This is a genomic window from Micromonospora sp. R77 (assembly GCF_022747945.1).
GTDB lineage: Bacteria > Actinomycetota > Actinomycetes > Mycobacteriales > Micromonosporaceae > Micromonospora.
On record NZ_JALDST010000001.1, the window covers coordinates 447633 to 473723 of the forward strand.

Below are 26091 nucleotides of genomic sequence, written 5' to 3' on the forward strand. Positions count from 1 at the left end.
GGCAGCCACGACGAAGGAGCACCGGGCGTTCGAAGTCGCCGTCGCCACGGTCGAGGATCTCCTCGCGCTGGGCGGGCGCTACGACGTCCTGGCCCTGGACCTACCGGAGGCCGCCGACGCCGGAGTGATCTCACTGGTGTCGTCGGTGGGCCGGCCACTGGTCAGCGCCGGCTGGCAGCAGACCGGCCTGGTGGCCGCGGTACGCGCCGAAGCGCGCGGTTGCGTCGGACACCGCACCGAGCAGCAGGACATCGGCGAGGCCCTGCACGTCATCGCCGGCGGCGGGTTCTCCGTCTGTCCCCGGCTGGTCGGCCGTTTCCGCGAGGAACTGGCCCGCGGCGGCGACGAGTCGGGCGACCGGCGGAGTTGACCCGGGCCGCGATCGGGCTGGGTCACTACCGGCAGAAGCGGCCGGTGACCCGGGCCGCCTGAGCCGGCCACCCCGCACGACGAACGGTCCGGGCACATCGCCCGGACCGTTCGTACGCCGCCGGTTCAGTCCTTGGCCCGCGTCGACTTGGCACCCACCGAGGCCTTCGGATCCGCGACGCCACGATCCGCCGTCTCGTCAGGCGGCGGTGCGCTGACGGGCGCGCTGGCGGAGTCCGGTGTGGGGGCGGACCCCGCTGCGCGCGACGTCTGCACGGTGGGCGGCGGCGACGGCGCGGCCACGGGCTTCTCCGGCGTCCGGGTGCTCGACGTCGCCAGCTCCTGAGTGAGCTTGACCGACGGCGGCCGGACCGCCGCGGGGGGCGGCGGGGGATCATCGTGGGGCGGCTCGGCTGGCGCCTGCCCCTCCTCCGGCGCGATGCCGGCATCGGAGTCGTCACGCAAAAGCCGGCGGATGCGGAAGACCAGCAGCACCGCCGCGGCCAACGCCACCAACGCGACGATCACCAGCAACGTGGTACGCCCCCCGCCGGGGCCGGCGTCGATCGAGGCGAGCTGTTTCGCCCGCTCGCCGGCGGCGGTGGCCTCCTCGGGTAGCACTCTCGTCACCGACGCGGCTGGGTTGATCAGTCCGTAGCCGAAGCTGCCGTCCGGCACGGTGCCGTCGGTCATCTTGTCGGCGGTCACCTCGATCCGGTGCGCGACCTGCTCCGCGTCCAGGTCCGGGTACGCGGAGCGGACCAGCGCCGCGGTGCCGGCGACGAACGCGACGGCGTACTGGGTGCCGCTGCCGGTCCAGTTGCCGGTGCCGGTGATGCCGACGCTGCTGACGTTCACCCCGGGGGCGACCACGTCGATGCCACCCTTGCGGTAGTCCGCCGCGCCCTGGCTGTCCACGCCGATGCCGGCGACGCGCAGGGTGCCCTCGCCGATCTCGGCCTCGGGGTTGACGGCCTGGGAGTCGAGCGACGCCCCCAGCACCACGAGGACGTTGCGCTGGGTCGCGGCGGCGATGGCGTCGGTGACCACCTTCTGGGTGGTGTCGACGTAGGAGCCGAGCGCGATGACTGTCGCACCGGCGCTCACCGCGGCGGTGATGCCCGAGGCGGAGTCCTGGGCCGACACCTTCGTGCCGGTGCCCGCGATCCGCACCGGCATGACCGTGGCGTCCGGGGCGACACCGGCGATGCCGCCGCTGACGCCCTGCGCGACGATCAGGCCCGCCATCGCGGTGCCCGTGCCGAGGCAGTCGGTGTCACCCCGACCGTTGCCGATGACGAGGTCCGAACCGACGGCGACGTGGCCCTTGAGCTGCGGCAGACTGCCGTCGACACCGGAGTCGACGACGGCCACCAGCTGGCCCTTGCCCTTGCTCTGCGGCCACGCCTTGTCCGCGGCCAGTCGTAGACCGGCCCAGTTGGACGAACCGCTCGATGCCGCCGCGGTGGCGCATTTGCCGCCGCCGCTGTTGCCGCCCTTGGATCCGCTGGTCTTCGCCGAGCCGGGACCGGAACCGCCGGAGCTGCCGGGCTGGCCGCCGCTGGAGCTTCCGCTGCCCGGCGGCGCCGTGGCCGAGGGCTGGACCGCTGCGGGTGAGGGCTTGACCGCCACGTCCGGGGCCTTGTCGGGCAGGACCCCGTACCGCACTCCGGCGCCGACGGCGTCCCAGGGCAGCACCAGCAGCCAACCGGCGTTGAGCTTGGCGCCGTCGATGAGTGTGGCGCCGTCGGGTTGGGGGCGCCCCACGTTCAGGTTGAAGATCTCGACAGATCGGGATCCGTCGCCGAGGACGCGCCCGGCGATCTCGGTGAGGTTCTCCTTCGCGCCGCCCTGGGCCGGGGCGACCGTGTAGTACTTGACGTACTGGTCGTCGGCCTGCGCGGCTGCCACGCCGGAGCCAAGCGTTCCGACCGCCACGGTCAACGCCAGGACGACCCGCGCTGCCACCCGGGTGATCAAGGACATTCGCCACTCGCCTTTGTCGATGGGATACTCCCCCGTCCGCCGGGAGCGGACGCGGGATGATACGTCGGACCGAGGTCAGCTCGATCTGCTCGGCTCGCCGGCCGGGCTCAGCAGGTGTACCGAGACCACCGTGCCGGCGGATTCGCGTAGGACATTGAAGTAGGACAGCTCGGCGACGGTCACGCCCGTGAGGTCGCCCGTGACGTCCTGCACGCCGGGCTGCCCGCGCCAGGCCACCACCCGGTGCGCCGCGCCGTCGGTCGTCACCGCGGACAGGACGTACGTCTCGCCCCCCGCGAGCCCGACGAGGGTGGCCCGCACCCGCGTGCCACCGTCGTCGAGTTCGGTCAGGAACACCGAGACGGTGACGCCCGACCTGTCGTCCCTCGCCGAGGCGTTCACCACCTCCGTGGTGACCGAGCGGCCGCGGGTGGCGGGCTCGCGCAGGAGCGCGCTGAGGCCGAGACCGCCGACGACCAGAACGATGGCCAGCAGGGCGCTGAGACGTACGAGACGCCTGCGCCTACCGCGCGTACGGGAACCGGCCGGCCCGGTCCCGTCGCCGCGTGCGGAGGGACGGCTGTTCCGGCGCGGCGCCGGGCGTGTCCCCGGCGCCGCGGGCCCGGTGGCGCTCCCGGACCGCGCAGCCATGGCTGCCATCTCCAGAAGGGCGACGACGTCGACGACGGCATCGCCCTTCTCCCGGCAGGAGGCGCACTCCTGCAGGTGCCGGTGGACGGCGTCGCTCTCCGCCGGGCTCAGCTCGCCCAGGAAGTGCAACCCGAGGGTCGTCTCCTCGATGTGAGCGTCGCCGGTGCGGTCGGTCATCACAGGCCTCATGACTACTTGATGAGCATCCAACGCTGGTCACGGGCGCGGTCCTGCCTCGTGTACTGCTCGACCCGGTAGCCGTTCCAGGTGCCGTCGGCGTTCGGCGGGCCCAGGTCATCGCCGAGCAGGTCCATGACCTTGCCCGAATTGCGGTTCTTGAGGTAGATCTGGCCCTCGCCTGCGTCGATGAGCTGCCATTCGGCGCTCGCCTTGACGGTCGGCTTCTCCAGCACGACCAGCTTCGCGTAGTCCTCCTTCGACGCGTTCTCGACGGCGAGCTTCTTGCCGTTGAAGGCGTTCGTGATGGTGACGTAACCGCCGCCGGCGTCGGCGATCCTCCAGTACATGTCCGCGGTGCGGAGATTCGCCCACAGGGTCACTCGGGTGTTGTCGGCGGCGCCAACGAGATCCCTGCCGGGCATGTCGAGGATCGATCCCGCCCACACGTTGTGCAACAGGTACTTCGCGCCCGGATCGAACTTCACGCCCTCGGGCCTGTTCGAGGGGGGCGCGGACCGCACCGGGGAGGACTTCGACGGCTCCGGCGTGGGCACCTTCGTAGACGTGGGCGTGGGCGTGGGCGGCGGCGACTTCGGGCCGGCCGGCTTGGTCGCCCGGCGACCCAGTCGGGAGTCCTTCTCGTACAGCGCGGCGTTCCGCGCGACCTCGTGAGCGAGCTGCGGCACGCTGGTGCGCGGCAGGCCGTTGGCGAGGCGGATGACGTCGGGACCCCACTGGTAGGCGCCCAGCGCCAGCGTGTACGGGTCGGCCCCGCTCAGCCCGGTGAACTGGTCCGTCAGGTCGCACATGGCGATGGTCATCGCGGGGATGGCGTCGGCCGGATTCCACATCGACGAGTCTTCGCGTGGCTGGTATCGATCCCACAGTTCGGTGGTGAACTGCGCGATGCCGGCCGCGCCCGACGACGAGCGCCGGTTGGCATCGAAGCCGGACAACACCCGGAGCTGCGCGGCGATCCGGGCCGGCGTCATGGTCGGACAGATCTTGCCGGCGGCGTTGATCGTGTCCACGAGGTCGTCCGGGACCTTCGGCCCGGCGGTCACCGGGCCGGTGGACTCGACCCGCTCGGCGTTCGTGCTGAACTGCGGCTGGTTGGCGTACCAGTTCGCGTACGCCTTCACCTTGTCGACGTACGCCTTGACGGAGCCGGGCACGCCCTTGGCAGCCTTGACCGCGTCGACACCCACCTCACCGGCGGCGACCGCAGCGGCCCACAGGTCACCCTTGACACCGGCAGAGCGCAGCGTGCCGACGTGTTCGCAGGTCCGATGAGCCAGGGCGAGGATGTTCGCCCGCCGGTCGGTGCGCTGGGCGTCCTTCCACGGGCGCCACTTCTGCCAACTGCCGTCGTCCAGATCGGCGATGCCGCGGCTGCCGCCGGTCGCGCCGAAGGCGGTGGCGGCCATCACCTGCGCGGCGACCTTCGGCGGTGTCAGCGACGGGCAGGAGAGCGCCGCGGACACGACGGACGGGACGTCCTCGTCCGGCACCGCTGCGCCCTTGAGCTTCTCACCGGTCGCGATCGCGGGCACCACTTCGAAGGCGAGGGCGGCACAGACCACGATGGTGAGGGACAGCGCCACCACCTCGGTGCGTCCACGGGTCGTCGATAGGAACCGTCGCCACGCCGGGCGTGGCCTCACTCTTCCAGTCATGTTTCCATTTCTCGAATCGTTCGATGAGCGACCGGGGAGTCGTACGCGACCAAGACGTACGGGCGAAGGCTACGGTTCACGTCCTCTGGTCTTCTTCTGCGACTTGTTCTCGGCTCGGAGATGGAAGTCACGGCCGGCCAGGTTCTCGCGTAGCGCGCAGGGCGTAGAACGTCCGGGACTTCACCGTGCCCTCAGGTACATCGAGGACCTCGGCGACCTCCGACACCGGTCGGTCCTTGAAGTGGATCTCCACGAGTGTCTGACGCAGTCGCTCGGGCAACGCGTCCAGGGCAGCCCGCACCTCGTGCCGGTCGAGCATCCGCTCGGTCGGGTCCTCCGCCAGGGCGTGCGTGCCGATCTGCTCGTCGGAGATCTCCTGAGGCCGGGCCTCGGCCATTCGCACCTGATCGATGAAGATGCGCTTGGCCACTGTGAAGATGTAGGCCCGGCTCCAGCGACCGTCCGCGTGTCGCGCCTCGGGGTTCCGCCAGGCCCGTAGTAGGGTTTCCTGAACGATGCCCTCGGCGCGGTGGACGTCGCCCCCGGTGAGCCGGGTGAGGAAGTTCAGCAGGACCGGGCCGTGTGTCTGCTGAAGGAACCGCAACGCCTCCACCTGGTTATCGGCGACGTCCCCTGCCACGGCTGCCGATTGCCCCGGATCGGGGACGTCCGGGTCCGAGCAGGCGGGATCGTGGCCACCGGAGGTGGGCGCGAAGGCGTTGGCCACCCGCGCATCGTGCCGGCTTTCTGGCGCTATGTCACCCTCTGCGGCCCTAGCCAGAGGTGACGGCCGCGGTAAGATCATGTTACTCCACAGTGACTTCAGCTCTCGCGCCAGTTCTTCCAGCTCACCGCAGGCCAGAGCCCTCCTGTTCGCCACGAGCCGGGAAGGACTGCGGCGCGGGTGACCACTTCGCCGGCCCGCTCCCGATCTGTTCTTCCGCGCAAGGCCACAATCGACTAACTCCGAGGACTGAAGGACCCAAGCGACCAACGCGCCACCATCGACCGGGAACTGCCGGACGGACTCACACGGGCGATGTCGTCGGCCGCACGTGGACTCCCGTCGCGGAAACCCAGCCCTCGCCTGCTGAACCTCCCAGTCGGGTGAGGCGGCTGGCGATGTCAGCGGGGAGTCCGGTCGCGTCGCCGTGGGTCGTCAGTACGAGTCTCAGCGACCCGGCGTACGTGACGACGCCGAGGATCCGTTCGTCGCGAACCTGCGTCGACATCGTGGGTCCCCAGATCGCGACCGCCGACGTGTCGGGCTCGGCTGTGCCCAGGTTGGTGATCTCCAGGTCGGCGGTGGTCGCGGCCAGCATCGCCGCCTCGGCCTGAAGGGCGTCGGCGGGGTTGAGCGAGGCCAGCATCAGCGCCGCGTCCCGGGCGGCGCCCCGTGCTGCTCGCAGTTGTGCCGTCGCGTCCTGCGCGAGGGACCAGAGCGCGCTGCGGGCAGGGTCCCGCAGCACCACGGTCGTCGCCGTGAAGCGGTTAACGACGTCGTCCTCGAGACCCAGCGCCGCGCGGAGGTCGATGGGAACGTTGATACGGATGCTCTCGGCCCCGGTGAGCGCGGAGAGTGCCTGCGCGGCGGCGGCGCAGAGAGCACCCTGGACGGTCGAACCCTTGACGCGGGCGGTGGAGCGCAGGTGTGCGGTCGTCGCGGGGTCGAGTGCGGCGATCTCGATGCTCGGTGCCGTGGCGTCGAACGGTCGGATCGTGGCGACGGCCGGCTGCGCCGCAGGGCCCGGGGTGTGACCGGTCGGCCGCTCCGCCTGGGGTGGGCCCTCGAGCAGACTCTCCTGGTCGATGGGCACCGGCCGGGCCGGGGGCGTCTGCCCGGCGAGGATCGCGAGAAGGTCGTGTGCGGCGCGCAGCGCGCCGCGTCCGTCGGTGATCTGGTGGGAGAACGTCAGGAGGACGACGGTTCCACGGTCACCGGATGCGTCGCTCACGAGCGTCGCCCGCGCCAGCGGACTGCCGCCGGCGTCGATGGGACGCGTCTGCTCCTGCGCTGCCGCTTCGCGCCAGTCGTCCCCGCGGACCTGTCGGACACCGATGGGCTCGGTCGACGCCCGGAACGCCGGCCGTTCGCCGGTGCGGTCGATGCCGACGGCGAGCAACGGGTGCGTCTGCTGGAGTCGCGCGAGCGCGTCCTCGAGCTGCTGCGCCGAGACGGGCGACGCGAGTTCGACGACGAGCGAGAACTGTACGGGGTTACGACTGATGTAAAGGTCGATGACGTGCTCGAACGCCCCCAGCGGACGCACGACAGGGTGTGCTGGAGAGTGGCGCATGTTGTCCTTCGGGTCGATCGGATGGGCCACGTCAGTGCTCGGACTGCTCGGCCCCGGTGCTGTCGTTCGTAACGGGTCGACGGGCGGTTGCACCCTGGATGAGACACCCGGCCGCAGCGGCACACTCAATCCCGCGCCCATGTGATTTCCGCCTCGGAGGCCGGTGAGCCGACGCTCGCTTCACCGACACGTCCGGTCCGTGCGGACGCTCGGCGGCCAGTGGGTGCGGTCACCCCGTCAACAATTGGCCAGCATCACCTCCGTCGCCACGGCCCTTCGCTGCGACCGGTCGCCGCCGTCCGACCCTCGCGCAAATCGCCGCCGTCGCCGTACGCCGTACGGAGATCGCACCGATCCGTCAACGGACATCGCTGAATGGGCCGCCGTCGAAGACGCGCTCAGCGAACCGGGAGCCGATCAGAAGGTGCGCCTCGGCGCTGGGGTGCAGGTTGTCCGGCAGCGGTTCGTCGTCCGGCCCGTACAGGTCGGTCCCCTCGAGGTAGTGGAGGTTCTTGTCCGCCGATCGGCGGTCGAACAGCGAGCGCAGCTCGGCACGGATCACCTTGAGGGTCAACCGTCCAGGGCCGGCCTCCCCGGCGGCGACGAACCGGACCTGGTCGCTGCCGAGCGTTGCCGGGTCGAAGGCACCTGGGCCAGGGGTCTCCTCATGGATCGCACAGAACAACGGCGAGATGAGCAGAAGCGGCGTGTCGGGATGCCCGTCACGGATGGTGTCCAGAAATCCGTGCACGGCGGGAACGAACGCACGCAGGCGCATCGCGTCGAGGTTCACGACGTTGATGCCGAGTTTGACGCTGATGACATCGGCCGGAGCGTCCCGGATCACCCGGGCCAGAAACGGGTCGACCAGCGCGCTACCGCCGAGACCAAGGTTGCGCAGCTCGACTCCGGCGCGGCGGGCCGCGACCGCCGGCCAGATCTCGCTCGGCGCGAGCGCGTTGGAGCCCTGGCTGATCGAGCTGCCGTGGTGCACCCACAGCGGCGCCACGGTCCGGTCCGGTTCGATGGGGGCGTCGGCGCGTAGCTCGACGAGGTCGACCGTCTCGTTGTGCGGCAGCCATATCTCGACCCGGTGCCGGCCCCGAGCCAGACCGGAGACGGTGGTCGCGTGCGACTGCCCCGGCCGGAATGCCGTCTCGCCGGTGGCGAGGTCGACCTCGACCCGGTCACCACCGGCGAGTTCGTCACGGAGCACCCGCTCGCCGTCGACGTAGACGTCGATGCGTCCGCGGGGCCGGTCGGCCCCCTTGTAGGCGAACCGGGTCGGGTGCGTGACCAGGGTGAACGAGGTAGCGGCCGTGGCGAAGACGACGCGTACGCCAGACGGTTGACTCTCCATCGCAAGCAGTTGGCCGTCCGGGAACTGCTCGCGTACCCAGGTAGGTAGCCGGTGCGGCCGCAGGCCACGCGGGGTGACCTCCACCTCGGCGGCGCCTCGGACGAGTTCTGGGGTAAGCGTCACGATCGAGTCTCCTTCGGACCGGGCCAGGTGTGGAGGGCCGTGTCGAGCGCCCGCTGCCACGGGAGAGTCAGTTTGCCCGCGCCCACATGACTCAACCTAACAAGTGTCGAGCTTTACCTACAACCTTTAGGTAATAGCCATCATTACCTAAGCAGATGGCGTTGGTCACACTCACGCGGGCGGGCTGCGGCTGCGTCAGCCGCCCGCGATCCCGCGAACCACCGCCTCGCGGGTGCGCGCCCTGATGGGCGACGACGTGCACCGGAAGCGGCCCGAGAACAACCGACTCGCCGGACCAAGGGGGTACGCCGGGTACGGCGTACCCCCTTGGCACATGGAGATGAGAGCAGTGACCGCCGGTCGCGGAGTTCATGCCGTTCGCGGTCGACGTGGGCGACATCGCTGATCACTGGATGCTGCAACCACTATCGGCTGCGCACCTGACCAACCGCCACCTGGACCGGCGTCCGCCCCCTCAAGGTGACGCAGACCGGCCCGAAGCACATGAGCCACGGCATCGGCACACCGGACCGTTGGCGCGCCCGGACGCCCTGAGCTGACGGCTCCGCGTCATCCGGCGCTGAATGCCTCGATCTGGCACTCGCGTTCGAGTTCGTCGGCGTTCGGCGGGATGACCACGTTCGACGACTTCCAGCTCCAGCCGTCGTCGGTCTCCACGATGGGCATGCCCTTGGCCTTCAAACACTCCACATGCTTGTGCCACTGCTGCTTGTAGTTCGGGTTCAGGTCGGGGTCCATCTCCTCCGGCACGAAGTTGGGTTTCTTCGCGGCGCAGGCCCGGAACGTCTCCGGTGAGGCCTGGGACGGGTCGACGAAGCCGGTGAGTTTGGCCTTCTCGGAGTCGTCGACCCGGGCGCCGTTGTCCTTCATGCACTGCCAATACGCGCGGGCCCACTTCTCCTGCTCGGCTGCGGTGGTGTCCAGCCGGGCGCGCGGCCCCTGTGCCGAAGCCGGCGACGACGACGCGGCCGGCGCCTGGGAGATCGACGCGACCTCGGGAACCGTCTGCTCCGGGGTCGCGCCGCAACCGCTCAGCAGGACCGCCAGCACTGATGCGGTCAATGCCGCCTGTAGTTTGGTCATACGGCCAGTTTTCCTACTCTTTGTCGGGAAGCTGTCGGGCTGCAATTGCGATTCAGGAGGCGAGCGCCTGCGCCGGAGGAAGCCGTGCCGCCTGCATCGACGGGTAGACCCCCGCGACCACGCCGATCAGCGCCGCCCCGCCGAGTCCGGCCAGGGCCGCGGACGCGGGTATCACCACCGGCCAGCCGAGCCAGGCGGCATAACCCGCCGTCGCCGCCGCGCCGATGAGGGTGCCGGCGAACCCGCCGAGCAGCGACAACACGACGGACTCGGTGAGGAACTGGCCGCGAATCTGGCCCCGGCTGGCGCCCAGCGCCCGTCGCAACCCGATCTCCGGGCGTCGTTCCAGCACCGAGATGACCATCGTGTTCGCGACGCCGACGCCACCCACCAGCAGCGCGACCACCGCCAGACCGAGAAACAGTGCCGAGAACGTGTTCGCCGTCGCGCGTTTGGCGGCCAAGGCGTCCGACGGCAGGCTCACCCGTACCTGACCCGGGTTCGCCGGGTCGACGGTGGCCTGCAGGACCGACCGGACCTGTTCGATGGCCGGCTCGTACGTGCGCACGTAGATCACCGTGGGGCGCCGGTCGAAGTGCAGGTAGGTGGCCGCCGATTCCCAGCCGATGATCGCCGCCACGTCCAGGTCCGGGGAGAGTGGGACCGGGGCCAGGATGCCGCGTACGGTGAACCATTGGCGGCCGACCAGCACCTGCGGTGGTGGCTCTCCCGGCCTCAGGTCGGGGATGCCGAGCCGGGTGGCGGTCGCCGAGCCCAGCACGATCATCGGCAGTTTCGCGGCGGTCGCGTCGAGGAAACTGCCGCTGTGCATCCGAGCACGGAGGACCGGCAGCAGGTCCGGCGAGCCGGCCAGCACCGCGAGTCCCGCGCCGTCGCCCTCGGCGCTCTGATCCGAGCGGCGCAGCGGCGTGTGTGTGTTGGCCACCGCGGCCACCTGCCGCACCGGGCCGATCCGGGCGACCATGGCCGGGGCCTGCGCCGGCAGGGCCACCGCCTCCCCGGTGCCGCTCGGCGCCGGGGAGACCTGGAGGACGTCGGTGCCGAGAGCCGACAGTTCGGCCATCAGGTTGCGCTGGCTGGACGCCGGTATGCCGGTCACCACGACGATCGTGGCGATGCCGATGGCGATGCCCAGCGCGGACAGCACGGCCCGCACCTTCCGGGTACGCAATCCGATCAGTCCGAGGGCCAGCAGGTCCAGCGGGGTGAGCCGGACGGGGCGGGTGGCACGGTCGACGGTTTTCATGCCGTACCTCGGGCGGAGTCGGCGTGGATCCGGCCGTCGCGGACCTCGACCCGGCGCGGCAGGCGCGCCGCGATGTCCGCGTCGTGGGTGATCACGACGATCGTGGTGCCCTCAGCGTGCAGCCGGGTGAGCAGGTCGAGCACGGTACGCCCGGTGCTGGTGTCGAGGGCGCCGGTGGGCTCGTCGGCCAGCAGCAGCGCCGGATTGTTGGCCAGGGCCCGGGCGATGGCGACCCGCTGCTGTTCGCCGCCGGACAGCTGGTTCGGCCGGTGTGTCATGCGGTGCGTCAGACCCACCCGGTCGAGGGCTTCGGCGGCCAGGGGGCGCCGCCGGCGGCGGGGCACACCCGCGTACAACAGGCCGGTGGCGACGTTGTCCACCGCGGAGAGCCCCGCGGAGAGCCGGAACTGCTGGAAGACGAAACCCAGCCGCCGGGCGCGCAGGGCGGACAGCTGCCGGTCGGAGAGGCCAGCGACGTCCGTACCGTCGATCTCGACCGTGCCGGAGGTCGGCCGGTCCAGCGTGCCCATGGTGTTGAGCAGGGTCGACTTGCCTGATCCGGACGGTCCGACCACGGCCAACAGCTCCCCCGCGCCGACATCGAGGTCGACGGCGTCCATGGCCACCACCCCGCCGGGATAGATCCTGGTGGCCGCGCGCAGTCGCAACACCGGGGTCATGAGGTGGTCACGACCCGGGTGCCCTCGCTCAGGCCGTCGCTCTCGACCTCGACCATGCCCCGGGCGATGAGGCCGGTGGTCACCGGGACGAGACCACCGCCGGAGACCTGCACGGCGTAACCGCCCTCGTGCAGCGCGAGCAACGCGCCGACCGGTACGGCGAGCACGTCCTCGCGGACCTCGGCGACGAAGTCGACCTCGACGGCGGCGGAGTCGAGCCGGGCAGCGTCGGCGGCCCGGACGAAGGCGACGGTGATCGTGATGGTGGGCGCGGCGTTGGGGTCGCCACCGGTCGGGTCGACAACGGCAGTGGTGCCGATCGACGCGACCCGGCCGGGCACCGACGTGCCGTCCGGCATCGTCACCTCTACCGTGTCCCCGCGCTGCGTCGTGCCGGCGTCGCCGACCTCGGCCGGCACGCTGATCACCTTGGTGGCGCCGGTGATCGTCATGAGTTCGTCGCCGGCCACGTCCCCGATCTGCGCGGTCAGCGCCGCGACGCGGATCGGCCCGGACTGGACGACCACATCGCCGCGGCCGACGACCCCGGTCTCCGGCCGGTGAAGATCACGCTGCCACGACTTGATCGCCGTAATCAGGGACCGGGTCAGGACCGCCTCGCCGCGCTGCACGGTCACCGGCGCGGACGGCGCCGCACTCGCGTGCGGGGCGGGTGCCGTGCTCGCGGGCAGGGCCGGCGTCGGAGCAGCAGCGGCGGGTTGGATGACGGAACCGGCCCGGGGCTGGGCGCCGATCCGGTAGCCGAGTGCCGTCAGATTGCGGGCGATCACGCTGACGTCGCGGCCGACAAGGCCACGCCGGTCGAGCGGGCGGTACAGCGGGACCTCGCCGTAGAACAACGGCACCGGCCGGTCGTCGATCCGGTAGACCGGCCGTCCCCGCTCGATGACACGGCCCACCGCGGGCAACCACGTGATCACCCCACCATCGGCGGCTTTCAGCGGCCTGGCCGCCCCGTACCCGATCGTGCCCGGCAGCGGTTTGCCGCTGCTCAGATCCGTCCGCACCACCGTGACGGTCTGCAAAGGCTGCGCGGTGGCGGCCGGCGAGGCGTTCGTGCCGGTCCGGCCACCGGTCGTCGCCCACACGGCGGCACCCGACCCGGCCAGCACGAGCGCGAGCGCGCCGTACCCCCAGAAGCGCTTGGTTGGTGACATGAGCCGATCTTCGGAGAAGATTGTGGGGAACCTGTCGGGTCCGGCCGGCCGCCGCAAGATCGCACCTATAGTCGGCGCCGTGTGTGCCGCCATCCTGCTCGCCGAGGACGACCCCAGCCAGGCCGAACTGGTCCGCCGCTACCTCGTGGCCAGCGGGCACGACGTCACCGTGGCGCCGGACGGGCAGCGAACGCTCGAGCTCGCCCGCTCCCGCCGGCCCGATCTGATCGTGCTCGACGTGATGATGCCGCGCCTCGACGGGCTGACCGTCTGCCGGGTCCTGCGCGAGGAGTCACCGGTCCCGATCCTCATCCTGACCGCCCGCAGCAGTGAGGACGACATGCTGCTGGGTCTCGACCTGGGCGCCGACGACTACCTCACCAAGCCGTACAGCCCCCGGGAGCTGATGGCCCGAGTGCGTACGCTGCTGCGCCGGGCCGTCCCTGCACCGGCCCGTCCGGAGCGGGTGCTGCGCATCGGTCGGATCGTCGTCGACCTGGACGGGCACACCGTCACCGTGGCGGACCGGCCGGTCGAGTGCACGCCGGCCGAGTTCGCGATCCTGGCAGCCATGGCGGCTCAGCCCGAACGGGTTCTCACCCGCCCGCAGCTGCTGGAGCACACCCGTGGCATCGACCGCGAGTCGACCAATCGGGCGATCGACACCCACATCATGAACCTGCGCCGGAAGGTCGAATCAGATCCGCGCCGCCCCGTCCACCTGCTCACCGTCTACGGTGTCGGCTACAAGATCTCCGATGCGGCGCGGTAGGGTCCCGCTCCGGCGCAGCCTGATCGTCCGGCTGCTGGCGGCGTCGCTGACGATCGCCGTCACCGCGATCGTGGCCACCGCCTGGCTCACGTTCCGCGCCACCACCCAGGTGATCCAGCAGGAGCGGAGCCAGTCGCTGGCCAACCACGCCCAGATCTACGACTCCCTGACCGGCTACGCCGCCACCCACACCAGCTGGGCATCCGCCGGTCCGCTACTGGCCGACCTGGCCCGGCACACCGGACGGCGGATCACCCTGACCACCCGCGACCGGACGGTGCTGGCCGAATCCGCGCCAGGACCCGCACTGCACGGGACCGCACCGTCGGCAACCGTCGACCCGCTGCGGCTGGACGCCGGTCTCAGCGGCCGCCCGGACGGCAGCATCGACCCGAGAGTCATCGGGCCGTACGCCCTGTCCGCGAAGGAGGCGACGGTGCTGCGGGACGCCGCCGAGCGGACGGCGACCTGCATGGAGACATACGGCATCAGGACCGAGATCTCGGTACGGGCGTCCGGGCGCCCGGCAGTCGAGACGCTCGGTGCCGAGGACGCGGCGGCCCGCGCCGAGTGCACGCTGCCGTACCTGAATCTGGCGATGTCCAGTGAGCAGCGGCCGTTGGCCGACCTGGCCGAGGCGACCAGCACCTGTCTGGGCCGGCCCGGCGCGGTTCGGGCGATCTCTCCGGACTTCACCGCCGTTCTGTCCGCGGGCGCCGGCCCGCCGTCGGACGCCGTCGAGGACTGTGTCCTGGAGAGCCGCCGCGACCAGCTCCGGAGGTACGTCGCGCCGCCGGCGCTGGTCTTGGTCACCTCGCTGCGTGGCGAGGCCGGCGGCACGACCATCGACCTGTCGCGGCCCAGCCTGCTGCGCATCTTCGGGGTCACCGGTCTGGTGCTGGCGCTGGCCGTCGGCGTCACCGTGCTGGTCGGTGTCCGGCTGGTGCGCCCACTGCAGACACTGACCGACGTGGTCGGTGACCCGTCCGGGCGCCGGCGGCGGGTCACGGTGCGTACCCATGACGAGATCGGCCGGCTCGCTACTGCGTTCAACGAGCTCAGCGAGCACCGCGAGCAGCTGGAACGCCAGCGCAAGGACATGGTCAGCGACGTGGCGCACGAGCTGCGCTCACCGCTGACCAACATCCGCAGCTGGCTGGAGGGCGCTCAGGACAGGGTGGTCCCGCTCGACCCGCAACTGGTGGACCTGGTGCTCAACGAGGCCGTACTGCTCCAGCACGTCATCGACGATCTGCGCGACCTCGCCGCCGCGGACGCCGGGACACTGCGGCTGCACCCCGAGCCGACCTACATCAACGATCTTCTCGCGCAGGTCGTGGAGGCGCACCGAGGATCAGCGGAGCGCGCCGGCACGCTTCTCGTCAGCGAACCGGCCGACGACCCGCTGGTGACGGTCGACCCGAACCGGCTCCGACAGATGGTCGGCAACCTGGTCACCAACGCGATCCGGCACACGCCGGCGCGCGGACGAGTGACCATCCGCTCCGGCGTGACGGCCGACCGGCTGACGATCTCGGTCATCGACACCGGCACCGGGATCCCCACCGCGGATCTCCCCCGCGTCTTCGACCGCTTCTGGCGCGCCGACGCTTCCCGAAGCCGATCCACCGGCGGCAGCGGGCTGGGCCTGTCCATCGTCCGGCGCCTCGCCGAAGCCCACGGCGGCACCGTCAGCGCGGCGAGCGAGATCGGTGTCGGCAGCACCTTCACCCTCAGCCTCCCGACAGCGTGACCGGCCGCACCCACGCCCTGACATGACGGCTTGACCGTGCCCCTACGACACAGTTTCCACTCGGGCAGGTACACCTCGACACGCACTCGAAGGGCCTGCTGATGGACACCTCACCGACCGTCGATCCACGACACCCGGCCATCCACGTGAAGCCGGCGTCGCCCACGTCGGCCCGGCCGGGCGTCGACGACTCCCGGCCGTTCGGCGCCCACCTGCGGATGGCCTGGTGGAAGCCGCTGGTGGCGATCGTCGTACCGCTGGTGATGCTGCTCGTGCTGCAGATTCTCGGCTATCAACTCGCCGGTGCTCTCACCGGCAGCGACGACCCGATGGCGGCGACCATGACGCCGTCGAAGTTCCTCGCCGTGAACCTCGCCACCATCGTGACCGGTGTGCTGGCGGTGCTGCTGCTGGCCAGGCTGGCCGGGGTGCCCTGGCGCACGCTGATCAGCTCACCGCGCTCGCTCGATCGGCGCCGCCTGGTGCGCTACCTGCTCAGCGCGGCCGTGTTGGTGGCGGCCGGCATCGGGGTGGTCGCCGTGCTGGCCCCCGACTCCCCGGGATGGGTCGCGTTCGGCGTGTCCGGCACCACCGTCGTCATGGTTGTCCTGACCTTGCTGACCACGCCGCTTCAGGCCCTCGGCGAGGAGCTGATGTTCCGCAGCGTCGCCCTGACCGCGGCGGCGTCCTGGGTGCGCGCAGTCCGTCCGGCGCTGGCCCTCGGTATCGTCGTCTCCAGCCTGCTGTTCGCGCTGTCGCACGGGTCCAGTGACCCGTGGCTGTTCGGCTACTACGCCTTCATCGGCGCCTGCACCGCCCTGATGGCGATCATGAGTGGAGGTATCGAGGCACCGGTCGCCTTCCACGTCGCCAACAACGTCCTGTTCACGATCGTCAACACGGTGATGTCGGACGGCGAACCGTTCGCCATCGAACGCTCCTCCGGCAGCGGCGACGCCGCCGTGCTGCTCCTGGCCCTGGTCAACGTCGCCATGCTCGTGCTCGTCTGGTGGCGCGAGCGGAAGTCCCGTGCCGCCTGAACCGCCCGAGCCGCCCGAAGGAGACGCGACCATGGCCTGGAGCACCCGCGAGATCGCTGAGCTGTCGGGAACCACGATCAAAACGGTCCGTTACTACCACGAGATCGGACTGCTCGACGAGCCCGATCGCCGATCCAACGGCTACAAGCAGTACGAGATCCGCCACCTGACCAGGCTCTTGCAGATCAAGCGCCTGACCGGGCTGGGTGTCCCGCTCGAACAGGTCGCCGCGATGGGCACCGACCCCGACGGGCTGGTGTCGGTCTTCCGGGCCATCGACACCGAACTCGAAGCGACCGTGGAACGACTGCAGAACATCCGACGGGAATTGGCGGTCCTGACCCGGCCCGGGGCGGCGCCCGACGTCCCGGCCGGGTTCCACGCCGTCGCGGAACGTTTGCGCGACAACGACCGCGCCCTGCTCATGGTGTACGCCCAACTGTTCTCCGACGAATCGATGCAAACGGTTCAGCAGGTCCTTCGGGACCGTCCCGACGACGCCTTGGACGAGGCCTTCCGCGACCTGCCCGCCGACGCCGACGAGGCCACCCGACAAGCGCTCGCCGAACGACTTGCGCCACTGATGGACCCCACGGCCACCACCAACCCGGTGACGCTCGCACCGAAAGCCACCACACCCCGGCAGTCCGACGCCGCACGCAGCACCGCCGGCCAGGCCCTCGAGGCGCTGTACCACCGCGCCCAGCTCGACGTACTGCGCCGGGCATACGAGATCAGCAGCCGACCCGGAGGAACCGGAAGTCACGGCAGCTGAAGAGCGATCCATCGAGCTTGGCGTCAGATCGAACAGCTCCACAACGTCTCGTAGGGGCTGCCCTGTCCACCAACTTCCGCGGGGTGACGGAGTGGCACGTGCGCGGTCATCCGTACGGGCCCGTTCTGGGTCATCCAGTACCAGATCGAGGTCTTCCAGGCCACGGCCGCGTCGGTCTCCACCAGCGAGGGGTTGGCCAGCAGCGGGAGCCCGAGGGCGATATCAGCGGCGTTGTAGTTGAAGTTCCAGCTGAGCTGGATCGGCCCACGCCCGTAGTAGTCAGCCTGGCCGGCTGGGCATCCGTACGGCTGGCTGGCGTCGCAGTACTGCGGATATTTGGCCTGATTCTGCTCGACGACATGGACCAGGCCGCCGGTCTCGTGGTGCACGTTAGCCAGGAAGGCTGCGGCTTCTTGCCGCTGCACGATGGTGCTGCCGGTCCTGGTGAAGCCCGGGTACGCGCTCAGCGCGGCCACCAGACCGGAGTAGGTGTAGAAGGAGTTCCGGCCCGGGAACATCTGGTTGAGCTGGGCCTCGGTGACCACGAAGTCGCCCGGGTTGCCGGGGGCGTGGTGCTGGTGGGCGGCGTGGACCCGCCGCAGGTACCGAGGTCGTTCCAGACGCCGGTGGTGCCGGGCGGCGCCTCGTTCCGGGTCCACCACTTCGCCTGGTAGTTGTGGCCGTTCGCGGAGACCTGGTTCCCTCCGGTATAGACGGCCGAGGGCTGCCACGGCACCGCACAGGCGGCGGCGGAGGCTGAGGTCATCGGGACGATCGCGGGTCGCCACTCGCGGTGGGGAGGGACCGGTGCGTGGTCCCTCCCCGCCGTGTGGGTGGTGCGTCGGCGCTCGGCTCAGCCGAGTCCGCCCTTGATGGCGCCGATCAGCTCGCCGTTGCTGGTGTCACCGGAGAGCTCCCAGAAGAAGGCGCCACCGAGGCCCTGGTTCTTCGCGTACGTCATCTTTCCGCCGATGGTGGACGGGGTGTCGTAGCTCCACCAGTTGCTGCCGCACTTGGCGTACGCGGTGCCGGCGACGGTGCCGGTGGCCGGGCAGCTGTTCTTGAGCACCTTGTAGTCCTCGATGCCCTGCTCGTAGGTGCCCGGGGCGGGGCCGGTGGCGGTGCCGCCCGGGGCTGCCTGGGTCACCCCGGTCCAGCCCCGGCCGTAGAAGCCGATGCCGAGCAGCAGCTTGTTCGCCGGGACGCCCTTGGCCTTGAGCTTCTGGATCGCCGCGTCGGACCAGAAGCCCTGCTGCGGGATGCCGGTGTACGAGGTGAGCGGCGAGTGCGGCGCGGTGGGACCCTGGGCGGCCCAGGCGCCGAAGAAGTCGTACGTCATCGGCATGTACCAGTTGACGTACTGCGCCGCCGCGGCGTAGTCCGTCGCGTCCAGCTTGCCACCGTTGCTGCCGTCCGCGGCGAGCGCTGCGGTGACCAACGCCGAGGAACCGAACTTGCTCCGCAGCGCGCTCATCACGTTCTTGAACGCGTTCGGGCCGCTGGCGTCGCACTGTAGGCCGCAGGCGTTCGGGTACTCCCAGTCGATGTCGATGCCGTCGAACACGCCGGCCCAGCGCGGGTCGTTCACCAGGTTGTAGCAGGAGTCGGCGAACGCGGCCGGGTTCTGCGCGGCCTGGGTGAAGCCGGCCGACCAGGTCCAGCCACCGAAGGACCAGATCACCTTCAGGTTGGGGTACATCTTCTTGAGCTTGCGGAGCTGGTTGAAGTTGCCGCGCAGCGGCTGGTCCCAGGTGTCGGCCACCCCGTCGACGCTGTCCGCCGCGGTGTACGCCTTGCTGATCGCGGCATCGGAGTCACCCAGCGCGCACTTTCCACCGGCGGTGTTGCCGAACGCGTACATCAGGTGGGTCAGCTTCGCCGCCGACCCGCTCGTCGCGATGTTCTTGGGGTAGTACTTGCGGGCGTAGACACCCCACTCGGCAAAGTACCCGACGACCTTCTTGCCGTCGGTGGACGGCGGAGTCGCGGTCGGGGTCAGAGTCGGCGACGCGGTCGGAGTGCCGGTGGGCGACGCGGTGGACGGCGGCGGGGCCGACTTGGTGGGCGTGACCGTCGGCGAGCTACTCGGCGTGGACGTCGGGGTGCTGTCGCCGCCCCCACCACACGGAGCGCCGTTGATGGTGCAGTTCAGCGGCGCCTTGAACGCTCCGGTGCCGTTGTAGCCCCAGTTCGCCTTCGCACCGGCGGCGATCGGGCTGGCCCAGCTCTTCCTGACCGCGACGTAGTGGTTGCCGCTGTTGGTCACGTCGGCGTCCCAGAAGCTGCTGATCGTCGTACCGGCCGGTAGATCGAACTCGATGCGCCAGTCGGTGACTGAGTCGCCGGTGCCGTTGGCGACGGTCACCTTCGTCTCATGGCCGCTGCCCCAGTCCTGCGCTGCGGCGAAAGTGGCGCTCATCGCGCCGGTGTCGGCGCCGGTGATGCTCGCGACGAGGTCGGTGGCGCCGAAGGCGGACGCCGCCGGCACCGCCGCGGCGGCGGTCAGTGCGACCACGGCGCCGGCCCAGAGCGAGCGGCGGAGTGATCTCTTCATGGGGATCCTTCCCGTTGTGCGTGCCTAACTGGTGGGCGGTACGGGAGCGCGCCAACGTGCACCTGGTCAGGTGCTCGTCCAACGCGCGCTCCCGTACCTCGGTACGAGTGGGGGTTCCCGTACCGCCGTGCGTGTCCCCGGTGGGTGGTCCAGGGTCGGACCGCCGGCGCCGGTAGGGCCGGCGGAGTTTGCCGTCAGAGGCGCTGCCAGAGCGCGGCGGTGCTCGCCGGCTCCCAACCCTCCAGCGCCGTGTGTGCCTGCAGGCACCGGTAGTCCACGCCGCCGTAGCTGACGACGGTGCCGGTGGCGTACGCGGTACCGGCCTGCCACCCCTTGGTGCCGGGAACGATGGTCGGGGGCGTGGTCGTCGGCGGCGTGCTGGTCGGGGGCGTGGTCGTCGGCGGCGTGCTCGTCGGGGGCGTGGTCGGAGTCGTGCCACCGCCGACCTGGAGGTCGATGCAGGCGTAGAAGGCAGCGGCCGTGTCGGCGATGTTCCAGCGCGCCAGCAGCTTCTGCCGTCCGCTGTAGCCGCTGAGGTCGACGTTGTGGGTCACGGTGGCGTTGGGCTGACGACCGGCGTCGTCGAAGACGGCGATGCGGCGATCACCGATGAAGTACTCCCAGGTGCTGGTCGAGTGCCGTGCGGTCAACGCCCAACTGAATGTGACGTTACGGCCGACCGGGGTGGCGCGCCACGCCTTGCTGTCGTCGTTCAGCTCCGGGAAACGCTCGTTCCCGCCGTTGCACTGCATCGAGCCCTTCGGCGCCTCCACGCTCTGGGGTTCGAACTTGACGTTGCCGCAGTCCGGCACGATGCCCTGCGCGCACTGCGCCTGCCGGCTCGGCGGGTTGGACACGTATCCGTGTGCCTGCGCGGGGGACGCCACGAGGGCCGAGGTCAGGACGGTGCTGCCGACCGCCAGGGGCAGCAGAAGTTTCTTGCGCTTCACGGGTTCACCGCTTTCTGGTTGACGCGACCGCATTCCATTGCGCTGAGGCAATGGGAAACGGTGGTGGGGGTGTGCGACCTCAGTACCGTAAAACGCGCGACTCCCTCAGGAAACAAGGTTAACTATTGCTTCAGGTACTGATGATGTGGAATCAACAAAGGACCGGGCACCGCCAGAAAAGCGGCGGTCCCGCCTGGGGCCCCGAAGGACACCCGAGCGGGACCGCCGCTCCTGCCGGTGTGCAGGGTCAGCGGGTGACCGACAAGGTCACGCCCGCACAACCCGTCGTACCGGACAGGCTGACATAGTGGTAGCCGGGTTTGGGCGCGGTGACCAGGAGCGTCTCCGAGTTGCCCTTCGCCGCCGAGCGCCGCAGGTAGGAGTCCCTGGACGCCCATCCGTCGGGGTGGTAGTAGAGGTCGCAGTCACCCGTTCAGCCGGCCGACGAGATACCCAGCCGGTCCGTGCCGGCGGGCACGAGCAACCACAGGTAGTCGTAGTTGCCGGCGGCCGCGGCACGACCGGTCCGTTGGCAGTCCAGACCCAGGCTGTTGCGGTCAGGTCCGGCACAGGTCCGCACCACCGAGCCAACGGTGACCGACCGGCCGACCGTCGCCGTCGCGCCCTTGTCGTCGGTGACGGTCAGCCGCACCTGGTAGGTCCCGTCGGTCCGGTACGTCTTACGCGGGTTGCCGGCCCGCGAGGTGCTGCCGTCGCCGAAGTCCCACGTCCTGGCGACGACCCGACCGTCGGTGTCCGAGGACCTGTCGGTGAACGAGAGGGTCCGTCCACTGCTTCGGTGCGTGAAGTCCGCGGTCGGGGCCTGGTTGACCGCCGGGTCCGGCGAGGTGGTGGTGTCGGGTGACACGCTCGGCGACGCGGAGGGCGACCCGCTCGGCGCCGAGGGACTGGGCGAGGACGGCGACGGCGTGGGCGAGGACGCGCTCGGCGTGGGTGAGGCTTCGTCCGACGGCGTTACCATCCGCTGACACCCCCCGCTCGCGCAGGCGGCCAGCCAGGTGAACCAGGAGTTGTCGTAGCGGGTGCCGATGTCGGCGGTGAGCAGTCGACGGGCGGCGGCGTAGTCACCGGTGCGGTACGACCGGAGCACGGCGTCGACGTCGCCGCGATGGTTCTCGATCATGTGCCGGACCGCGAGGTAGCCCCACAAGTAGACCCGGGTGCTGTCCTGCCCGTACCCGGTGTCGAAGACGGTGCGCAGCGAGTAGGTCCGCCGGCCGGCCTCGGCCACCGCGCTGCTGTAGACCTGCCCACGGTAGTGGTAAGAGACGTACTCGGCGAATCCCTCGATCCACCACACCGTCGGCGTCTGCGTGGCGGTGCCGAAGTCGCCCCGCATGTCGAAGCGACCGTCCAGATAGTGGGTGTACTCGTGGTTGAGGTTCCAGATCTCGAAAGTGGGCCTGGACCACTCCGCCTCGTACGCGATGAACCTGGCCTGATTTCCGGTCGCGGCGGGATTTCCTTCCAGGTACATGCCGCCGTTGTTCGTGTCGATGCCGAAGGTCGCTCCGGCGTAGGCCCGGTAGTCGTTGCTGGAGTTGTAGACGACGACTTCCAGCGCGGTGTTGTTGTCCGCAGCCACCGGACCAGGGTCTCGGACCAGCCGATGGAAGAAGGCGTCCTGAGCCAGCAGACTGCGGCAACTCGCCTCGGCCTCGGCGATGGTCATCTGCTGGGCGCGGATCCGCAGCGTGGGGCTGCAGATGTGCCGGAAGACCAGCACGTCGTTGAGCTGTCCGGCCAGGCCACACGTCTGGTAAGCCGCACAGGACGGGCGGTCGTACGTGTCCGCCATCTCCGCCGTGCCGATCCACAGCGAGGCCGTCGGACCGGTGCGCCCACTGTGGGCGAGCACGTCGCGAACCTGCTCACGGGTACGGCCGCGCAGGGCGTCGTACTGGAGGAAGCGTCCGAGTTCCCGGCCCGCGTTGACGACCAGGAAGTCCTGCTCCGTGCCGAGCACCCTCTCGTGCTGCCGGGCGAAGTCGTGCAGGGTGTCCAGCAGCTGCGGGTCGGCGCGGACCGCGGCGACGAAGTCGGGGTCCCGGCGGCCGTGGAACAGCAGCGTGAACGCCTGGTTCACCGCGTTGACCATCCACCACGAGCGGTTGTACTTCGGCCCGTACGACGACAGCGTGCCACGCACCACCGGCAGGTAGAAGCGGTTGAGGCCCAGTTCGTCGGCGAGGACCAACGCTTCGGTCCGGATCTCCCCGTTCACGTCGTTCACCACGGCGAGCGCCGGGTTGGCGAAGAGCGTGTCCAGGGCCGGTCGGGCCGCTGCCGCGAGTCGCTGGTCCGGCTCATCGCCGTGGGCGCGCCGGAACGCATGCCCGGTGCTGAGGTAGAGCGCGAACTGAGCCGCGTGGGACGGACTCTCGCGACGACCTGCCTCCTCCGCGAAGGCCCGGACGATGGTGGTCAGTTTGCCGTCCTCGAAGGCGCGACTGCCCTCGGTCCGCCCGAGCTTCGACAACCCGGCGATGCACTCGGTGGTCGACCGCTTCACCCGGTCGACCAGGTCGGCACCGCGCTGGTCGGTGTAGTCACGGGTGACGCACTGACCCCCGGCTGGGGCTGCCCCGGTGACCGGCCGGCGCTTCAGGGCCACCGACGCGTCGTCGTAGCTGCGGTACGCCTGGTCGTGCGAGGCCGGAAGCGGAGCCCGTTCGTCCAGCGGCTCGGGTTCATGGGACACGTGATCGAGCGTGTCGTTCGACGACAACGGCACGATCGGGGAGGCCGAGGTGGGACTGGCGGCGGGTCGCCGCTGGTGCGCGGTAGTCCAGGCCACGGCGCCCGCGGACAGGAGCACGGTCGCGATGCTGAGCGCCAGCAGTGCCCGTAGGCGCTGACGTCGGGGATCTCTTCTCATGCGAGACCTTCGTGGGAGAGAGGGGAAGCCGCCGCCGGGTGGGATTCCGGCGATCGCAGTCCGCGGACATCGTCCGGATGCGGAGGACGTGCGGCACGCTGTCCGGCGGCGGTGCCGGTCCGGGACGGGCCGCACCACGATGGTCGTGAGATGGTGCGCCCGCTTACCGACGTCGGGACGCTAATGGCGTGAATTCGCGGGGCACAAGCCAACTAAGCCGATCGAAAGAATGCGCCGGGCCGTATCTCCGGCTTCTTAATAACGGGGTTCGGCGAGTTGGCGGCCACCGTGTCGGCTCCGCCTGAAAACTGACCACGTGGTTCCGGCTGAATCGGGACCACCTCCTGAAGCATCGGGAGGTGCTGAGCGTGGAGGACTGGGCGGAGATCCGGCGGCTGCGGCGGTCGGAGGGTATGGCGATCCAGGCCATCGCACGGCGGTTGAGGATGTCTCGCAACACCGTGAAGAAGGCCCTGGCTAGTGATGAGCCGCCGCGGTATCGGCGGGCGGCGAAGGGCTCGATCGTGGATGCGGTCGAGCCGCAGATTCGGGCGTTGTTGGCGGAGTTCCCGGAGATGCCGTCGACGGTGATCATGGAGCGGGTTGGGTGGACCCGGGGCAAGACGGTGTTCTGTGATCGGGTGCAGCAGTTGCGGCCGTTGTTCCGGCGCCCGGATCCGGCTCAGCGGACGGAGTATCTGCCGGGTGAGTTGGCGCAGTGTGATCTGTGGTTCCCGCCGGCGGACGTGTCGTTGGGTTTCGGGCAGGTCGGCCGGCCGCCGGTGCTGGTGATGGTGTCGGGGTATTCGCGGTGGCTGTCGGCGGTGATGATCCCGTCTCGGCAGTCGGCGGACCTGTTGGGCGGGCACTGGACGCTGATCTCGGGGTGGGACCGGACGCCGAAGGCTCTGGTCTGGGACAACGAGTCCGCTGTCGGGCAGTGGCGGGCCGGACGGCCGCAGCTGACGGAGGCGATGAACGCCTTCCGCGGGACCCTCGGCATCCGCGTGATTCAGTGCCGGCCGGCGGATCCGAAATCGAAGGGCCTGGTGGAGCGGGCCAACGGCTATCTGGAGACGTCGTTCTTGCCCGGCCGCCGGTTCGCCTCACCAGGCGACTTCAACGCCCAACTCACCGAGTGGTTGGTGCGGGCGAACAACCGCCGGCACCGAATGTTGGGTTGCCGACCCGTGGACCGGTGGGATGCCGACCGGGCCGCGATGCTGTCGCTGCCGCCGGTCGCGCCGGTGGTCGGTTGGCGGCAGAGCACCCGGTTGCCTCGGGATCATTACGTCCGGTTGGACGGCAACGACTACTCGGTGCACCCGGCCGTGGTGGGCCGACGGGTGGACATCGTCGCCGACGCCGACCGGGTGCAGGTGTTCTGCGAGGACCGCCTCGTCGCCCGGCATGACCGGTGCTGGGCCAAGCATCAGAGCATCACCGATCCCGCTCACCGCCAGGCCGCCGCCGATCTGCGAACAGCGGCCCGACAGGTGCCGGCGCCGGCGGTCACGACCGAGGTGGAGCACCGTCGGCTGGCCGATTACGACCGCATGTTCGGCCTGGACGAGGTGGCCGCCTGATGGCCACCAAGACCAACCGCAACGTCGCATCGGAGATCGCGTTCCTCACCCGCGCCCTCAAGGCGCCGTCCCTCGCTGCCTCCGTCGAACGCCTGGCGGAGCGGGCCCGAGCGGAATCCTGGACGCATGAGGAGTTCCTCGCCGCCTGCCTGCAACGCGAAGTCGCCGCCCGCGAAGCCCACGGCGGTGAGGGACGCATCCGTGCAGCTAGGTTCCCGGCCCGCAAGAGCCTGGAGGAGTTCGACTTCGACCACCAACGCTCTCTGAAGAGGGAGACGATCGCCCACCTGGGCACCCTCGACTTCATCACTGGCCGAGAGAACGTCGTCTTCCTCGGCCCGCCCGGCACCGGCAAGACCCACCTGTCCATCGGCCTCGGGATCCGGGCCTGCCAAGCCGGCCACCGCGTCGCGTTCGCCACCGCCGCTCAATGGGTGTCCCGCCTGGCCGACGCCCACCACGCCGGCCGGCTGCAGGACAAACTGGTCAAGCTCGGCAGGATCCCGCTGCTGATCGTCGACGAGGTCGGCTACATCCCCTTCGAAGCCGAAGCCGCGAACCTGTTCTTCCAACTCGTCTCGAACCGCTACGAACGAGCCTCGCTGATCGTCACCAGCAACAAGCCCTTCGGCCGCTGGGGCGAGGTGTTCGGCGACGACGTGGTCGCCGCAGCCATGATCGACCGCCTCGTCCACCACGCCGAGGTCATCTCCATGAAGGGCGACAGCTACCGACTCAAAGACCGCGACCTCGGCCGCGTCCCCGCAGCCAACAAGACCAACGACTAAAGATCAACAAAACCGAGGTGGTCCAGTTTCAGCCGGACCACGGTGGTCCCGTTTGGGGCTCTGGCACACATTTTGTGAGTCGCGCTCGTCGGTAGTTCGGGTT

The 26091-nt window shown here is 70.1% G+C and carries 21 protein-coding genes and 1 pseudogene; 7 read left to right on the plus strand and 15 right to left on the minus strand.

The genetic code is table 11. From position 1 onward, the window contains the following. Positions 1-124: 124 nt before the first annotated feature. Positions 125-370 (plus strand): hypothetical protein, encoded by a 246-nt coding sequence (locus MRQ36_RS01955; RefSeq protein ID WP_242792108.1) that lies wholly within the window; start codon positions 125-127, stop codon positions 368-370. Positions 371-495: 125 nt separating this feature from the next. Here MRQ36_RS01955 and MRQ36_RS01960 read toward each other — a convergent pair whose 3' ends face one another. From MRQ36_RS01960 to MRQ36_RS02005, 10 genes are all read right to left on the minus strand, one after another. Further along, positions 496-2355: a S8 family serine peptidase gene (locus MRQ36_RS01960; protein ID WP_242792111.1), complete on the minus strand. Its 1860-nt coding sequence runs from the start codon at positions 2353-2355 to the stop codon at positions 496-498. A gap of 75 nt (positions 2356-2430) precedes the next feature. Next, a complete protein-coding gene (locus tag MRQ36_RS01965; protein WP_242792114.1) occupies positions 2431-3183 on the minus strand; it encodes a zf-HC2 domain-containing protein in 753 nt (250 codons plus the stop codon). A 14-nt stretch (positions 3184-3197) separates the two neighbouring features. Next, entirely contained in the window at positions 3198-4790 is a 1593-nt protein-coding gene (locus MRQ36_RS01970; RefSeq protein ID WP_242792116.1) for an RICIN domain-containing protein, read from the minus strand. Between the two features lie 199 nt (positions 4791-4989). Beyond that, positions 4990-5589 (minus strand): sigma-70 family RNA polymerase sigma factor, encoded by a 600-nt coding sequence (locus MRQ36_RS01975; protein ID WP_242792124.1) that lies wholly within the window; start codon positions 5587-5589, stop codon positions 4990-4992. 301 nt (positions 5590-5890) lie between these two features. After that, positions 5891-7189 carry a hypothetical protein gene (locus MRQ36_RS01980; protein ID WP_242792126.1) on the minus strand — a complete coding sequence of 433 codons (1299 nt, stop codon included), beginning with the start codon at positions 7187-7189 and terminating at the stop codon, positions 5891-5893. A gap of 328 nt (positions 7190-7517) precedes the next feature. Beyond that, positions 7518-8642, minus strand: coding sequence for a GDSL-type esterase/lipase family protein (locus tag MRQ36_RS01985; protein WP_242792128.1), 1125 nt, complete (start codon positions 8640-8642; stop codon positions 7518-7520). A 570-nt stretch (positions 8643-9212) separates the two neighbouring features. Further along, positions 9213-9746 carry a hypothetical protein gene (locus MRQ36_RS01990; RefSeq protein ID WP_242792130.1) on the minus strand — a complete coding sequence of 178 codons (534 nt, stop codon included), beginning with the start codon at positions 9744-9746 and terminating at the stop codon, positions 9213-9215. A gap of 52 nt (positions 9747-9798) precedes the next feature. Beyond that, the gene (locus MRQ36_RS01995) at positions 9799-11013 is read right to left on the minus strand and encodes an ABC transporter permease (RefSeq protein ID WP_242792132.1); all 1215 of its coding nucleotides are present in this window, start codon (positions 11011-11013) and stop codon (positions 9799-9801) included. Further along, positions 11010-11693, minus strand: a complete 684-nt coding sequence (locus tag MRQ36_RS02000; protein WP_242792134.1) for an ABC transporter ATP-binding protein — start codon at positions 11691-11693, stop codon at positions 11010-11012. The genes MRQ36_RS01995 and MRQ36_RS02000 overlap by 4 nt, the downstream gene beginning before the upstream one ends. Continuing rightward, positions 11690-12964: an efflux RND transporter periplasmic adaptor subunit gene (locus MRQ36_RS02005; protein ID WP_242792137.1), complete on the minus strand. Its 1275-nt coding sequence runs from the start codon at positions 12962-12964 to the stop codon at positions 11690-11692. Before MRQ36_RS02005 ends, MRQ36_RS02000 begins: the two co-directional genes overlap by 4 nt. On the opposite strand from MRQ36_RS02005, the gene MRQ36_RS02010 reads away from it, so the two are divergent. From MRQ36_RS02010 to MRQ36_RS02025, 4 genes are all read left to right on the plus strand, one after another. After that, a complete protein-coding gene (locus MRQ36_RS02010; RefSeq protein ID WP_242792140.1) occupies positions 12951-13643 on the plus strand; it encodes a response regulator transcription factor in 693 nt (230 codons plus the stop codon). The genes MRQ36_RS02005 and MRQ36_RS02010 overlap by 14 nt on opposite strands. Then, the gene (locus MRQ36_RS02015) at positions 13630-15396 is read left to right on the plus strand and encodes a cell wall metabolism sensor histidine kinase WalK (protein WP_242792143.1); all 1767 of its coding nucleotides are present in this window, start codon (positions 13630-13632) and stop codon (positions 15394-15396) included. Before MRQ36_RS02010 ends, MRQ36_RS02015 begins: the two co-directional genes overlap by 14 nt. Before the next feature lie 101 nt (positions 15397-15497). Next, the gene (locus tag MRQ36_RS02020; RefSeq protein ID WP_242792146.1) at positions 15498-16436 is read left to right on the plus strand and encodes a CPBP family intramembrane glutamic endopeptidase; all 939 of its coding nucleotides are present in this window, start codon (positions 15498-15500) and stop codon (positions 16434-16436) included. A gap of 31 nt (positions 16437-16467) precedes the next feature. Next, on the plus strand, positions 16468-17211 hold the full coding sequence (locus MRQ36_RS02025) for a MerR family transcriptional regulator (RefSeq protein ID WP_242792148.1): 744 nt from the start codon (positions 16468-16470) through the stop codon (positions 17209-17211). A gap of 23 nt (positions 17212-17234) precedes the next feature. On the opposite strand, the gene MRQ36_RS02030 is transcribed toward MRQ36_RS02025, so the two are convergent. The 5 genes and pseudogenes from MRQ36_RS02030 to MRQ36_RS02050 all read right to left on the minus strand — a co-directional run bounded on the left by MRQ36_RS02030 (position 17235) and on the right by MRQ36_RS02050 (position 23437). Further along, positions 17235-17870, minus strand: a complete 636-nt coding sequence (locus tag MRQ36_RS02030; RefSeq protein WP_374249767.1) for a chitinase — start codon at positions 17868-17870, stop codon at positions 17235-17237. Between the two features lie 11 nt (positions 17871-17881). Beyond that, positions 17882-17977, minus strand: a pseudogene (locus tag MRQ36_RS34280) (hypothetical protein); the annotation flags it as partial. 87 nt (positions 17978-18064) lie between these two features. After that, positions 18065-19765, minus strand: a complete 1701-nt coding sequence (locus MRQ36_RS02040; RefSeq protein ID WP_242792157.1) for a glycosyl hydrolase family 18 protein — start codon at positions 19763-19765, stop codon at positions 18065-18067. Between the two features lie 194 nt (positions 19766-19959). Further along, entirely contained in the window at positions 19960-20715 is a 756-nt protein-coding gene (locus MRQ36_RS02045) for a lytic polysaccharide monooxygenase (RefSeq protein ID WP_242792158.1), read from the minus strand. Between the two features lie 433 nt (positions 20716-21148). Beyond that, complete coding sequence (locus tag MRQ36_RS02050; RefSeq protein WP_242792160.1) at positions 21149-23437, minus strand: collagenase; 2289 nt, start codon at positions 23435-23437, stop codon at positions 21149-21151. A gap of 536 nt (positions 23438-23973) precedes the next feature. Between MRQ36_RS02050 and istA the strand changes: the two genes are divergently transcribed. Together istA and istB are read left to right on the plus strand one after the other, a co-directional pair. After that, entirely contained in the window at positions 23974-25200 is a 1227-nt protein-coding gene (gene istA, locus MRQ36_RS02055) for an IS21 family transposase (protein WP_242792162.1), read from the plus strand. Further along, a complete protein-coding gene (gene istB / locus MRQ36_RS02060) occupies positions 25200-25988 on the plus strand; it encodes an IS21-like element helper ATPase IstB (RefSeq protein WP_242792172.1) in 789 nt (262 codons plus the stop codon). The genes istA and istB overlap by 1 nt, the downstream gene beginning before the upstream one ends. Positions 25989-26091 lie beyond the last annotated feature (103 nt).